Origin of the sequence: Streptomyces sp. NPDC018610, from assembly GCF_044391765.1 — a bacterium.
In the GTDB taxonomy this organism is placed as follows: domain Bacteria; phylum Actinomycetota; class Actinomycetes; order Streptomycetales; family Streptomycetaceae; genus Streptomyces.
In genome coordinates this window covers 353,993-367,025 of sequence record NZ_JBISAL010000009.1, presented here as the reverse complement: position 1 = coordinate 367,025, position 13,033 = coordinate 353,993, and the positions used below count along the sequence as shown (strand labels likewise).

At 75.7% G+C, this 13,033-nt stretch carries 12 protein-coding genes; 5 read left to right on the top strand and 7 right to left on the bottom strand.

Features of this window, described 5'->3' with window-relative positions; translation table 11 throughout:
• Positions 1-149: 149 nt before the first annotated feature.
• Positions 150-635 (bottom strand): DUF5709 domain-containing protein, encoded by a 486-nt coding sequence (locus ACH5A8_RS24355; protein ID WP_399005236.1) that lies wholly within the window; start codon positions 633-635, stop codon positions 150-152.
• Between the two features lie 377 nt (positions 636-1,012).
• On the opposite strand from ACH5A8_RS24355, the gene ACH5A8_RS24350 reads away from it, so the two are divergent.
• The gene (locus ACH5A8_RS24350) at positions 1,013-1,747 is read left to right on the top strand and encodes a phosphatase PAP2 family protein (protein WP_399005234.1); all 735 of its coding nucleotides are present in this window, start codon (positions 1,013-1,015) and stop codon (positions 1,745-1,747) included.
• Positions 1,748-1,797: 50 nt separating this feature from the next.
• On the opposite strand, the gene ACH5A8_RS24345 is transcribed toward ACH5A8_RS24350, so the two are convergent.
• Both ACH5A8_RS24345 and ACH5A8_RS24340 read right to left on the bottom strand, forming a co-directional pair.
• Entirely contained in the window at positions 1,798-2,745 is a 948-nt protein-coding gene (locus ACH5A8_RS24345) for a lysylphosphatidylglycerol synthase domain-containing protein (protein WP_399005232.1), read from the bottom strand.
• Complete coding sequence (locus ACH5A8_RS24340; RefSeq protein WP_399005230.1) at positions 2,742-4,250, bottom strand: hypothetical protein; 1,509 nt, start codon at positions 4,248-4,250, stop codon at positions 2,742-2,744. The genes ACH5A8_RS24345 and ACH5A8_RS24340 overlap by 4 nt, the downstream gene beginning before the upstream one ends.
• A 311-nt stretch (positions 4,251-4,561) precedes the next feature.
• On the opposite strand from ACH5A8_RS24340, the gene ACH5A8_RS24335 reads away from it, so the two are divergent.
• The gene (locus ACH5A8_RS24335) at positions 4,562-4,945 is read left to right on the top strand and encodes a BlaI/MecI/CopY family transcriptional regulator (protein ID WP_399005228.1); all 384 of its coding nucleotides are present in this window, start codon (positions 4,562-4,564) and stop codon (positions 4,943-4,945) included.
• A gap of 190 nt (positions 4,946-5,135) precedes the next feature.
• Here ACH5A8_RS24335 and ACH5A8_RS24330 read toward each other — a convergent pair whose 3' ends face one another.
• On the bottom strand, positions 5,136-7,478 hold the full coding sequence (locus ACH5A8_RS24330) for a glycoside hydrolase family 65 protein (RefSeq protein WP_399005226.1): 2,343 nt from the start codon (positions 7,476-7,478) through the stop codon (positions 5,136-5,138).
• Positions 7,475-8,227 (bottom strand): beta-phosphoglucomutase family hydrolase, encoded by a 753-nt coding sequence (locus ACH5A8_RS24325; protein ID WP_399005224.1) that lies wholly within the window; start codon positions 8,225-8,227, stop codon positions 7,475-7,477. The genes ACH5A8_RS24330 and ACH5A8_RS24325 overlap by 4 nt, the downstream gene beginning before the upstream one ends.
• Positions 8,228-8,363: 136 nt before the next feature.
• Here ACH5A8_RS24325 and ACH5A8_RS24320 point away from each other — a divergent pair, with 136 nt between their 5' ends.
• Positions 8,364-9,029 (top strand): nucleoside/nucleotide kinase family protein, encoded by a 666-nt coding sequence (locus tag ACH5A8_RS24320; protein ID WP_399005222.1) that lies wholly within the window; start codon positions 8,364-8,366, stop codon positions 9,027-9,029.
• A gap of 198 nt (positions 9,030-9,227) precedes the next feature.
• Entirely contained in the window at positions 9,228-10,985 is a 1,758-nt protein-coding gene (locus ACH5A8_RS24315) for a phospholipid carrier-dependent glycosyltransferase (RefSeq protein WP_399005220.1), read from the top strand.
• A gap of 190 nt (positions 10,986-11,175) precedes the next feature.
• On the opposite strand, the gene ACH5A8_RS24310 is transcribed toward ACH5A8_RS24315, so the two are convergent.
• Together ACH5A8_RS24310 and ACH5A8_RS24305 are read right to left on the bottom strand one after the other, a co-directional pair.
• Positions 11,176-11,574 carry a DUF3662 domain-containing protein gene (locus ACH5A8_RS24310; RefSeq protein ID WP_399005218.1) on the bottom strand — a complete coding sequence of 133 codons (399 nt, stop codon included), beginning with the start codon at positions 11,572-11,574 and terminating at the stop codon, positions 11,176-11,178.
• Between the two features lie 3 nt (positions 11,575-11,577).
• Complete coding sequence (locus ACH5A8_RS24305; protein ID WP_399005216.1) at positions 11,578-11,739, bottom strand: hypothetical protein; 162 nt, start codon at positions 11,737-11,739, stop codon at positions 11,578-11,580.
• Positions 11,740-11,973: 234 nt separating this feature from the next.
• On the opposite strand from ACH5A8_RS24305, the gene ACH5A8_RS24300 reads away from it, so the two are divergent.
• The gene (locus ACH5A8_RS24300; RefSeq protein WP_399005214.1) at positions 11,974-12,921 is read left to right on the top strand and encodes a MurR/RpiR family transcriptional regulator; all 948 of its coding nucleotides are present in this window, start codon (positions 11,974-11,976) and stop codon (positions 12,919-12,921) included.
• Positions 12,922-13,033 lie beyond the last annotated feature (112 nt).

The following is a 13,033-nucleotide window of genomic DNA, read 5'->3' as shown; positions in this document are numbered from 1 at the left end:
GCGGGCGGCCGCGCCCCCCGCGCGCCTCGCTCCCACTCCACCCGGGGGGGCCGGGCCCCCCCCCCCCGCGCCGCCCCCCGGCGGCGGGCCGGCCCCCCTCGGGCTCACGGACCTTCGCGGTCGTCTGCGCCGGATGGCGTGCTCGTGCCTCAGCGGATGTCGTCGTCGGGCAGGGTGCCGTCGTCCTCGACGACGTGCACGGCGGCCTCCTCGGCGCCGGCGGCTCCCGCGTCGATGCCCACGTCCGCGGCGATCTCCTCCTTGGTGGCGTCGGTGTGCGCCCCCTCGTCGGGCGCGACCAGCCGGCCGGCGCGGCCGGCGCCCGCTTCGGGGTCGACCGGCTCGCCCTCTCCGCCGGGCAGGTCGCCCACGCCGTCCCCCTCGGGCTCCCCCACATCGGGCCGCTCCTGGGCCAGTCGCTGGTCGAGGGTCTCCCCTTCGTGCTGCTCGGCGGCCGTGGTGCCGTACTTGTCGACGCCGAGCGGCTTCTCGGGCGGGGAGTACCCCTCGTCGAGGGTGTCGTCGTAGGTCCGCTCGTCCACCGCGTCCTGCATGTCCAGCGGCGCGGCGTCCTCCTGCTCCTCGTTGCTCCCGGTGGGCTGGTAGGCGTCGTCGGCCATGGGATCGGTGCTCACGGGTCCTCCCTCGCGGTGGCTCGGTGCGGGTGTCGTGATCCCGCGTTTCCCGCCGCGCCCGCTCCAATCACTCGGCCGCCGATTCGGGGGTACCAGGGCGGAGCCGCCGTCCGTCCCCACCGGGCCGGGCCGGCGCGCGGGGTCCCGGTTCACCCCTCGGGACCATGACGGAGGCCCGGTGGCGGTCGTTGTCCCGGTACGGATCGTCGGGCGCGGGCCCGTGAACGGGCCGGTGGCCGGTCGGCGGACGCGGTCCAGAGACAGAGGAGGCGAATGGGTTCGGTCCCCGGGGGCTCGTCGGGCGGCGGCCCCCGCCGTGCGGTCGTGGCGGGCCCGGCCCGCCGGCGCGTCACCGCGCCCCGGCCGAAGGCGGTCGCGTGAGGCGCCGCGCCGTCGCTTCACGGGCGGCCGGCATCGGACTCGGCGCGTGGGCCGCCTTCGCCGTCCTGGGCGCGGTCGTCACCGGCGGCCGGGGCGCGCCCCTGCCGGTCGACCGGGACCTGCTGTCCTGGTCCGTCGGTCACCGGCCCGGTGCGGCGGTGGCCGTGGCCCGGGCGCTGACCGCGACCGGGACCGGCGCCGTGCCCTACGCGCTGGTCGTGCTGGCCGGTGTCCTCCTCGGCCGCACCCGGCGGCGGCGCGCGCTGGCGGCGGGGCTCGGCGTCGTCTGTCTGGCGGCGGGTCAGATGGTGCGCCAGGCCGTGATGGAGCTGGTGGCCCGGCCGCGTCCGCCGCGGCACGACTGGGCGGCCGTCGCCACCGGCTGGTCGTTCCCGTCCGGGCACACCACCACCTCCGCGCTGACCGCCGGGCTGGTGATCCTGGCGACGGTCCTGCGCGCCGGGCGCGGCCGGACGGCGCTGTGCGCGGCCGTGGGCTGCTGGGGCGTGCTGGTGGGACTGACCCGGGTGTATCTCGGTGTGCACTGGTGCACCGACGTGGCGGGCGGCTGGCTGTTCGCGGCCGGCTGGCTCGGGGGGTGCCTGTGGGCCGCGGTCCGGTGGCTGCCCGGGGACGTCGTGGACGACCTGTCGAGGCGGGCGACGCGATCGGCGGCGCCCACCACTCCCCCGGAACGTCCCGGGGGCGCGGGGCGGTCGCGTCCGGGCTGACCCGGCCGCGCCCCCGGCCCGGGCGGGTTCCCGCCCGGTCGCCGCCTCGGTCAGACCGCTCTTCGGCGGATCAGCGCGCCGAGGACGAGCAGGCCGGGGACCAGGGGCAGCCACACGGTCAGGAGGCGGTAGCCGAGGACCGCGGAGGCGGCTTCGGCGCCCGGCGCCCCGGCGGTGGTGAGGGCGAAGGCCAGTGCCGCGTCCAGGGAGCCGAGGCCGCCCGGGGTGGGCAGCAGGGCGGCGGCGCTGCTCGCGGCGAGGTAGAGCAGCGCCACCCGGGCGGGGGCGAGCGGCAGCCGGACGGCATGGGTGACGGCGATCAGCACGAGGCAGTGCGCCGCCGCGAAGGCGAGCGAGCCGCCCCACAGGGCGGCGGCCCGCTGCGGCCGGCGGTGCACGGCCCGGATGTCCGCCAGCACCGCGCCCAGCACGCGCCCGCATCCGGACCGCAGGGGGCCGCGCAGCAGCACGATCACCACCGCGGCGGCGGCCAGGGCCGCGGCCACGGTCGTGCCGGGGAGGTGCGGGAAGCGCAGGACGCCGGGGCAGGCCGCCGCGAGCACGGCGATCAGGACGGCGCGGGTGAGCGCCCCGGCGGCGGCCTTGACGGCGAGGGCGCTCGCCGAGCGGCCGGCCGGCAGCCCGCAGCGCATCAGGAAGCGCAGGTTGACCGCGCCGGCCCCGAGACCGGCGGGCAGGACGTGGTTGGCGGCGGAGGCGGCGAACTGCGCGGCCAGCAGCCGTGCGCCGGGCAGCCGTTCCGCGACCGCGCCCTGCTGGGCCAGCGCCGCGCAGGCCCAGGTCGCCAGGGCCGCCGCCGCGCCCACCAGCAGCCAGCCCCGGTCGGCCGCGGCGAGTCTGCCCGCACCGCTCGCCACCAGGGGCCAGTGCCGCCCGCCGAGGTAGACGGCGCACAGCAGGACCGCGAGCACGGCCCCGGTGTGCCACCAGGTCCGGCGGCGTACGAGGGCGGCGGCGGTGACCGGCGGGGAGGTCATGTGCCGGCGTCCTTGCGCGCCGCCGGCGCGACGTACAGGCGCAGGTCGCCGAACCGGTGGACGGGCCAGGCGCGGGCGTACGCGGGCGGTGAGCCGCCGGCGCCGGTGAGGACGGCGACCGGGCCGCGGCGGGCGGCTCCTTCGATGGCCGCCGGGGTCGTGTTGGCGTTGTGCCCGTCGGTCGCGGCGGAGCCGCAGCCGGTGTAGAAGGCGATCGGGATGGCGTTCTCGCCGGTGAGCAGGCAGGGCGGGCGCACCCCGAGACGGTGCAGTTCGGCGGCGGTGCGGTCCCAGTCGTGGCGGGCGGCGGTGGTCCGGCCGACCGTGCCGGCGAGGACGGCGTACTGGACCGACAGGTGGACGGCGAGCCCGAGGGCGACCAGGGCCAGGGCGGCCGGCCGTCGGGCGCCGCCCGGCGGCCGGACGAGGTGGGCCAGGGCGTGGGCCACCGGGAGGGCGAGCAGGGCGTAGGCGGGCAGCAGGAAACGGGGCGCCGCGTAGCCGATCAGGAACAGGTAGGGGAAGGCGGCCGTGGCGGCGCAGGCCGACGCGGTGAGCGCGGGCAGGGTGCGGCCGGCCCGCCGGGCGAACCGGAGGCCCAGCAGGGCGAGCACCGGCAGGGCGTACCACCAGGCGGTGATCAGGGGGGCGGGCAGCGCGCCGGCGCAGGGGCGGCACAGGGTCCGTCCGCCCAGGCTGCGCAGTTGGTCGACGACGGCGAAGTGCGCGCCGAGTCCCCCCTGGATGGCGGAGGCGTCGGACAGCCTGCGCAGCGGGCCGCCGTAGCTCACGTACGCCTCGATCACCCACTCGGCGGAGCCAGCGACGAGGCCGGCCAGGAGCACGGCCAGGAGCGGCACCGCGGCTCGCGGGCGGCGTCTCGCCAGGGCGAGGGCGAGCAGCGGGAGGACGGCCCAGACGGCGTCCATGGGCCGCATCCACGCCATGAGGGCGGCGCCGCCGAGCACGCCGCGGAGCGCGGCGCGGTCGCGGCGGTCGGCGCGGGCGCGCAGGGAGCAGCCCGCGCACAGGAGGGCGCCGATCGCCACCCAGTAGTTGGGCATGGCCTGGGGGCCGTAGAACAGGGTCACCCACAAGGAGGCGAACAGGGCTCCGGCGAGGGCGAGGACGTGGGAGGGGAACAGTCCGCGCCAGGCGCGCAGGGCGACGTGGAGGCCGAGGCCGGACAGCAGGGCGAGGTAGACGCGCAGCAGCGCCGTGGAGGACGACCAGGAGGCGACCGGGGCGACCAGCAGGGAGACGCCGCGGGCGCGCGGGGCGCTGAAGAAGGCCGCCGGCGCGTGCCCGCCGACCTGGCTGACGTAGACGATCTCGTCCCAGCCCAGGCCCATGCCGGGGCGGACGAGGAGGAGCTGCGCCGCGGTGAAGGCGGCGGCCACGGCCGCGACGGGGAGGGCGTCGCGGGGGCCGGTGACGCGGCCGGCGCCGGGCGCCGGTCCCGGCCGCCTGGCTCCGGCGAGTACGGCGTGCGTGCTGTCGGCCATCTCCACCCCTTTCCCTACGCACTGTAGGGTTTCTGACTCCCGACATTGTGCGGGACCGGCGCGGCAGTCGGGTGGGACCTCGGGGAATCGTCGGAAAAGCGCCGGGGAAGGGCCGGAGAACCCGCGGGAGGACGGGCGGGGCGCCGGAGGAGGACAGGGCCGGATGTCGGAGGAGGGGTGGCGGGGACGAGGGGATCACGGCAACCAGGGAAACCAGGGAAACCATGGACAAAATAGCCCGTGTCGGAGCGCTCTGCCGGGCGGGACACCGCCGGACGCCTGACATCACTACGCGCTGTAAGGTTGAGGGCATGGCTGGTAGCGGGCCTCACGGCAGGACGGAACGGCGCAGCTCGGGTGAGCTGGAGAGCGAGGTCCTCGCGGCCCTGTGGTCGACGGAGCGGCCGCTGACCCCGGCCGAGATCCAGCTGGAGATCGGCGGCGGCCTGGCCTACAACACCGTGCACACCATCCTGAAGCGGCTCTACGACAAGGGCCTGGTGCTGCGCGAGGTCGACGGCCGCCGGGGCGCCTACCGTCCCGCGAAGAACGCGGCGGAGCTGACCGCCCAGGCGATGCATGACGCCCTCGACCGCGGGCCCGATCCGATCGCCGCGCTGCGGCAGTTCGTGACCGGCCTGAGCCCCGAGGAGGAGCACGCGCTGCGCGAACTCCTCGTCCGGGGCCCTGTGTGACCCTCCGCCGGGACCGGGCACGCCGGACGCCGCCCGCCCTTCGGTCGCCGGCGCCACCGCCACCGTGCTCCCGCCCCGGCCGAAGGCCGTTCGCCCCGCCGCCCGTCCCGACCGCCCGCTGCCCGCTGCCCGCTGCCCGCTGCGAACGACCGTGGGCCGATCGCCGTGGGCCGCGCTGTCGCGGGATGCCTCAGCGGGCGTTCGGGCGCCGGTGCGGGGGCTGGTCGGGGGCCGGCAGGTGCTTCGGGGACGGGACCGGGCGGGCCTGGGGCGCGTCCGGGTGCAGGGGCACCGCCTCGCCGTGGTGGCGGACCGTCAGCGCCGGTCCGGACAGCAGCGTGTACGTGGCGCTCTGCTGGGTGATCTCCACCTTCAGCCGGCGGCCCCGGAACTGCAGCGTGAACGCGAGGCGGCTGAACTTCTCCGGCAGACGCGGCGCGAACTCCAGGGCGTCGCCGGCCCGGCGGGTCCCGCCGAAACCGGCCACCAGCGCCATCCAGGTGCCCGCCAGCGACGCGATGTGCAGCCCGTCGCGGGTGTTGTGCTCCAGGTCCTCCAGGTCCATCAGGGCGGCCTCGGCCGCGTAGTCGTAGGCGAGACGCAGATGGCCCGTCTGGGCGGCGATGACCGCCTGCACGCACGCCGACAGCGAGGAGTCCCGCACCGTCAGCGGCTCGTAGTAGGCGAAGTTGCGGGCGACGTGCTCCTCGTCGAACTCGGCGCCGCAGGTGTACATCGCCAGCACCAGGTCGGCCTGCTTGATCACCTGCTTGCGGTACAGGTCGAAGTAGGGGAAGTTCAGCATCAGCGGGTACTGGTCGGCGCGGGTGCCGGCGAAGTCCCAGCGCTGGTAGCGGGTGAAGCCCGCGTTCTGCTCGTGCACCCGCAGCTCGCCGTTGTACGGGATGTTCATCGCCTCGGCGGCGTCCCGCCAGGCGGCGCTCTCCTCGTCGTCGGCGCCGAGCCGCTCCGCCTCCTTCGGGTACCGCTCGACGATGTCTGCGGCGGCGAGGAGGTTCGCCCGGGCCATCAGGTTGGTGTACGTGTTGTCGTCGGCGATGGCGCTGTACTCGTCGGGCCCGGTGACGCCGTCGATGTGGAAGGTGCCGCGGTGGTCGTGGTGGCCGAGCGAGCGCCACAGCCGGGCCGTCTCCACCAGCAGTTCCAGGCCCGTGTCGCGCTCGAAGTCCTCGTCGCCGGTCGCCGCGACGTAGCGCACCACGGCGTGCGCGATGTCGGCGTTGACGTGGAAGGCGGCGGTGCCGGCGGGCCAGTACGCCGAGCCCTCCTGCCCCTCGATGGTCCGCCAGGGGAACGCGGCGCCGCTCAGCCCGAGCTGGGCCGCCCGCTCCTTGGCCGCGGGCAGGGTGTTCTGCCGCCAGCGCAGCGCCTCGCCCACCGCGTCCGGCGAGGTGTAGGTGAGCACCGGCAGCACGAACATCTCGGTGTCCCAGAAGGCGTGCCCGTCGTAGCCCGAGCCGGTCAGGCCCTTGGCGGGGATCGCCCGTTCCTCGGCGCGGGCGCCGGCCTGCAGCACGTGGAAGAGGGCGAAGCGCACCGCCTGCTGGATCTCCTCGTCGCCCTCCACCTCCACGTCCGAGCGGGCCCAGAACTCGTCCAGGTACGCCCGCTGCTCCTCGACCAGGCCCGACCAGCCGCCGTGCGCGGCGGCGGCCAGGGCGGCGTCCACCTGGTCGCTCATGGCGGGCAGCGAGCGGGCGCCGGACCAGCCGTGCGCGACGAGTTTCTCCACCCGCAGCTTCTGGCCCGCCTCCAGGACGGCGGCGACCGTCAGCCGGGCCAGGTCGGGGTGGCTCTCACTGCTGGTGGTGGTCCGTTCCGGGCCGGAGACGACGTGGTCGGCGGCGACGGCGACCCTGAGACCGCTGCGCCGGGTGCGGTGCACCAGCCGCAGCCGGCTGCCGGAGGCGAAGTCCTCCTCCGGCTCCAGCGGGGCCTCGAGCGCCATCGCCGCGCGCGGGTCGCCGCCCGTCTGCGGCAACTGCTCGTTGGCGACGAGTTCGGACTGGATGACCACGCGGGCCTGGCAGTCGACCGGTTCCACCTCGTAGGCCACCGCGCCGATGGAGCGCTGGGTGAGGGAGACCATGCGGGTGGCGCGCACCCGGATCCTCGTGCCGGCCGGCGAGCACCACTCGCAGGTCCGTTCCATCACGCCCCGGCGCAGGTCGAGGACGCGCTCGTGGGAGATCAGCCGGCCGTAGCGCAGGTCGAACGGCTCGTCGTCGACGAGCAGCCGCAGCACCTTGCCGTTGGTGATGTTGATGACCGTCTGCCCGGACTCGGGGTAGCCGTAGCCGGCCTCGGCGTAGGGCAGCGGGTGCACCTCGTAGACGCCGTTGAGGTAGGAGCCGGGCAGGCCGTGCGGTTCGCCCTCGTCGAGGTTGCCGCGCCAGCCGACGTGGCCGTTGGAGAGCGCGAAGACCGACTCGCTCTGGGCGAGGACGTCCAGGCTGAGTTCCGTCTCGCGCACGCTCCACGGCTCGACGGCGTACGAGCGATGGGTGATCACGCGGCGCCTCCCGGTCGGTCGAGGAGTTCGGCGAGGTCCTTGACGACCACGTCGGCGCCGTGCGCGTACAGCGCGTCGGTCTGGCCGACGCGGTCGACGCCGACGACGTGGCCGAAGTGACCGGAGCGGCCCGCGTCCATGCCGGCCAGGGCGTCCTCGAACACGGTGGCCTGCTTCGCCTCGACGCCGAGGTCGTGGGCGGCGGCGAGGAAGGTGTCCGGGGCGGGTTTCCCGGGCAGCCGGCGCTCGCGGGCGACCACGCCGTCGATCCGTACGTCGAACAGGCGCTCGGCGTCGATGGAGCGGAGCACGTCGAGGGTGTTCGCGCTGGAGGAGACGATCGCCGTCTTCAGGCCCGCGGCCCGCACCGCCTCGATGTAGCGCAGCGTTCCGTCATAGGGTTCCACACCTTCAGTACGGATTTTCTCCAGAACGAGTTCGTTCTTCCGGTTGCCGACCCCGTTGACGGTCCGCGCGTCCGGCGGATCGTCGGGGCCGCCCTCGGGCAGTTCGATGCCGCGTGAGGCGAGGAAGGTGCGCACGCCGTCGGCGCGGGGCCGGCCGTCGACGTACTCGTCGTAGTCGGCGACCGCGTCGAAGGGCCGGTAGCCGGCGCCCTCCCGCTCGCGCAGGAACGCGTCGAACGTCTCCTTCCAGGCGGCCGCGTGCACCACGGCCGTCTTGGTGACGACGCCGTCGAGGTCGAAGAGGCAGGCCAGGATTTCCGGGGGCAGACCGAGCTCTTTCATACAGGCACCCTTCCCCGCATCGCCGCGATGACGAAGTGGCGCGCGCCACATTGACCGTGGTTCCGGTCAACTTTCCGGCCAACGGTCGTCTCGGGCGCCCGGTGGCCCTGGTACGCGCGGGTGACACACTGGGCGCGTGCCGACGACCTTCGACGATCTCCTCGCCCGCGCCCGCTCGCTGACCGGCGCCGGGCGCCGCGCCGTCCTCGGCATCACGGGCAGCCCGGGCGCCGGCAAGTCCACGCTCGCCGAGCACCTGGTGCGCGCGCTCAACGGCCCGGGAGAGCCCTGGGTCGCGCACGTCCCGATGGACGGCTTCCATCTCGCCGACGCCGAACTGGAGCGGCTGGGCCGCCGGGACCGCAAGGGCGCGCCGGACACCTTCGACGCGGCGGGCTACGCGGCGCTGCTGGGCCGGCTGCGGGAGGAGTACGGCTCGGCGGAGACGGTGTACGCGCCCGGCTTCGAGCGCGACCTGGAGCAGCCCCTCGCGGGCGCCGTCCCGGTGCCGCCGTCGGCCGGGCTGGTCGTGACGGAGGGCAACTACCTGCTGCTGGACACCGGTGCGTGGGGCAGGGTGCGGCCCCGGCTGGACGAGGTGTGGTTCTGCGAGCTGGACGAGGCGGAGCGGGTGCGCCGTCTGGTCGCCCGGCACGAGGAGTTCGGCAAGGGCCACGACGAGGCGGTCGCCTGGGTGCTCGGCCCGGACCGGCGCAACGCGGACCTGGTGGCGGCGACGCGCGGGCGCGCGGACCTGGTGGTGCCTCCCACGGCCCTGCCGGAGCGGTCCCGGACCCGCTGAGCGCGGTGGCCGGCGGGCGAGCCCGTCGACCCCTCCGGCAGGGCCGGCCCGTCGCGGGTGGACCGCGGCCGCTCGCCGGCGGACTCGTCGTGGGTGAACCGGGGCCGCTCGCGGGCCGTACAGGTGGGCACGGCGGAAGGTCTGCCGGTGGGAACGGTGGGGCGGCGCGGCCCGCGGGCGGGCGCCGCGGGGCGGACGATGGCGCACGAACGGCACACGGCACCGGCTTCCGGGGCCGCCCGCACCGGCCTGGCGGTGGCGGTCCCCAGGACGCCGGGACGGCCAGGGCCCGGCGGTGCGGCGGCACGCGGGTGGGCGGGCCTGCGGCGGCAGCGGCGGTGGCTGGTCCCGTTCGCCGTGGTGCTGCTGCTGGCGCAAATGGCCGCCGCGATGGTGACGGCGGCGAGGGAACAGACCCCCACCGTCGACGAGCCGGTGTACGTGGGCACGGCTGCCGTCTACCTGCACCAGCACAGCCTCGCCTACAACCCCGAACACCCGCCGCTGGGCAAGCTGTTGATCGCGGCCGGGGTCGCCGTCGCCGATCCGCGCCTGGACGCCTCGTTCACCGGCGACCAGGGGGCGGTGGGGCGGCATCTGCTGTACGGGTCGGGCAACGACCCGTGGCGGGTGATGTTCTGGGCCCGGCTGCCGGTGATCGCTCTCACGCTGCTGTTCGGCCTGGTGGTGTTCGCGTTCGCCCGGGATCTCGCCGGCACGGCGGGCGGGCTGGTGGCGCTGGCCCTGTACGCCTTCTCCCCCGATCTGATCGCGCACGGCTCGCTGGCCACGCTGGACGTCCCGGCGGCGGGTTCCGTGCTGACCTCGGCATGGCTGCTGTGGCGGGCGCGGCGGCGGCCGGGGCTGTGCGTGCCGTCGGCGGGGGCGGCGCTGGGGGCGGCGGTGGCCATCAAGATGAACGCGCTGCCGGCGGTGCCGGTGCTGCTGGCGCTCACGGCGCTCGCGGTGTGGCCCGCGCGGCGCGGGCGGCCGCCGGGCGGGGAGCCCGGCCGGGCGGCCCGCTTCGGGGCCCCGGCCGTCGCCGCCGCGTGGGCCGCCGTCGCGGCGGGGGCCGCGGTGGCGGTCGTGTGGGCCTCCTACCTGGCCGTCGACCCGCGGCTGCGCAGGACGTACCCGGGGCCGGTGCCGACCGTGCACGGGATGCGGGCCGCGCTGGTCGGCCTGATGCCGTTCCCGGCGGCGTACCGGGACGGGATGCGGATCCAGTTCGGGCTGGAGGACCGGCCCTGGCAGGGCTTCCTGTTCGGGCACGTGTACACCGGGGCGCGCTGGTACTACCTGCCGGCCGCGCTGCTGGTGAAGACCCCGCTCGGGATGCTCGCCCTGTGGGCCGCCGGGGCAGGGGTCCTGCTCGCCGTGCGCCGGCTGCGACGGGCGGCGCCGTACGTGCTCGGGCCGCCGGCGGTGCTGCTGGCGGCCGCGATGCACTCCTCGCGCGACTTCGGCACCCGGTACGCGCTGTTCATGCCGATGTTCCTGGCCGTCGCCGCGGCCACCGCGGTGGCGCCGGGACGCGGACGGCGGGCGCTCACGGCGGCCGGGGTGCTGGTGGCCCTCGTGGCGGTCAGCTCCGTACGGACGTACCCGTTCTACCTGCCGTACTCCAACGAGGCGTTCGGCGGACCGGCGAAGACCCGGCTGCGGCTGCACGACTCCAACGTGGACTGGGGCCAGGACCTGGGCCGGCTCGCGGACCGGCTGCGCTCGCGGCACCGGGGCGAACGGGTCTGGCTGGTCTACAAGGGCAGCGGCGTGCCGTCCTTCTACGGCATCCACGCGGCGGACCCGCGCACGGTGCCGCCGCAGCGGGTGCACGGGCTGCTGGCGGTGTCGGACTCGGCCGCCGCGAAGGCGACGGGACGCCTGGCGCAGCTGATCGCGTCGAGCCGCGCGGTGGACGAGGTCGGGCACTCGATCACGCTCTACCGGCGCTGACCGCCGCGGCGGCGGACGCGCCGGGTGAACGGTTCCCGCGGGCGCGTGGGGCAGCGCGCGCCCGGCGGTCTCGGTGGGGTGCGGGCGCTCGCGCACCGGGCGGTCGCGCGTCCGGTGGCTCCCGCGGGCTCGCGGGCGGTCGGCTGCCGGCCGGACGGGCCGCGCCCGGGGGGTCTCGTCCTCGTCCTGGTCAGGCCGGGTGGCGGAACGCCTCCGCGCTCACATGCGGCATGACGCGGCCGGCCACGCGGTAGCGGCCGTTGGGGACCTGGTCGGAGCGGGCCACGCGCACCGTCAGGGGGCCCGCCCACTCATAGCCGTGACGCTCGGCGTGCCGGGCCAGGCTGTCGGTGAGCGCCTGGCCCACCCGGCTGCCGCGGCGGGTCAGTTCCTCGTGCACGGGCTCGGCGAGTTCTACGTCGTAGGCGTTGGGCACGATGACCCGGTCCTCGCTGCACACCACGGCGTTCCCGTCGCACTCGCGGTGCAGCGCGTCGAGGAGTTCGACCGGTCCACGGCCGGCGATCCGTGCCCGGAGCGCCTCCCACCGGTCCTCCAGGGCCTGTTCCAGCGCGCTGAGTGCGCTCATCGGTCACTTCTCCTCGAAGTCGTCGGGGCTGACCTGTGCCTCCTCCAGCGCCTCGCGCAGCGTGCGGCCGGTCGCGCCCTGGTCCCTGGACGCGTCCGCGCGCCCGTTCTCCAGCACCTCGTCGGTGGTGTCGGTCTTGGGCCGGTTCTCCTCGGGGACGGTCATGGTGCCTGCGCTCCTCGTCTGCCGTTGCCGTTCGCGGGGTCGTGGGGGTTCCTCTCCGGCGGCGGGTTCCCGGGCGGCGGGCGCGTATCCATCCGCGGGCGAGAAATCCGGAAGCGGAGGCCCCGTCGCCGTCCCTCCGGGGGTCGGCCGGCGGTGCGCGGGACTCCCGCTGCGCGGCCGGATCCGCTCGCACACTCCCTGGTCATGACGGTGAGTGAGCTAGGTTGATCCTCTGTGGGAGACAATGGAGGCGCCTCGGCGCCATCACCGCAGCAGGCTCGCGCCCAGGCGTCCGCGATCACCGCGGGCAGGACGGCCCCGGAGGCGGAGGCGGCCCCGGCCTCCCAGCTCAGGGAGCTCTTCGACGGGCCGCAGCTGTCTCCCGGGCAGCGCCGCATCGCCCAGTACCTGATCGACAACATCGCCGAGGCGGCCTTCCTGTCCGTCACCGAGCTCGCCGACCGCGTCGGCGTCAGCCAGCCCTCGGTGACCCGGTTCGCCGGCGCGGTCGGTTTCAGCGGCTATCCGGCACTGCGCGAGAAGCTCCAGTCCATCGCGCTCAGGACGCTCGCCGGCGGGCCGGGCACGGCCGAGGAGGACCGGGGCAACGAGCTCCAGGCGGCGGTCGACGCCGAGATCGGCAACCTGGAGAACCTGCGCCGCGACTTCGCCGATCCCGACCGCGTGATCGCCGTCGGCCGTGAACTGTCGCGGTCGGCGCCGCTGACCGTGCTCGGGCTGCGCATCTCGGTGTCGCTCGCCGAGTACTTCGCCTACGCGGCGCGGCGCGTGCACCCGGACGTGCGGCTGGTGACCCTCGGCGGCAGCGTCGCCTACGACGCGCTGCTGCAGTCCCGCGAGGCCGGCGGCACCTGGGTGCTGGCCTTCTCCATGCCCCGGCACGCGCAGGAGACCCTGACCGCGGTCCAGGTCGCGCGCGGCGCCGGCCTCAAGGTGGCCCTGATCACCGACCTGGCGCTGGGCCCGGTGGCCGACGAGGCCGACGTCACCTTCGCGACGGGAACCGGTTCGCGGCTGGTCTTCGACTCCTACGCCGCGCCCGCCGTGATGTGCGCGGCGCTGCTCCAGGCCATGGCCGACGCCGATCCCGAGCGCACCCAGGCCCGGCTGGAGGAGTACGAACAGATCGCCGACCGCCACCACTTCTTCCTCAAGGACTGATCGTTTCCGCGCGCCCCGGCTCATCGGTCGGAACGTACACGGATCAGCCCGCCCAAAGCCGTCATGAATGTTTTCATACGTCTTGCCAAGCGGATGGCATATATAAATACTG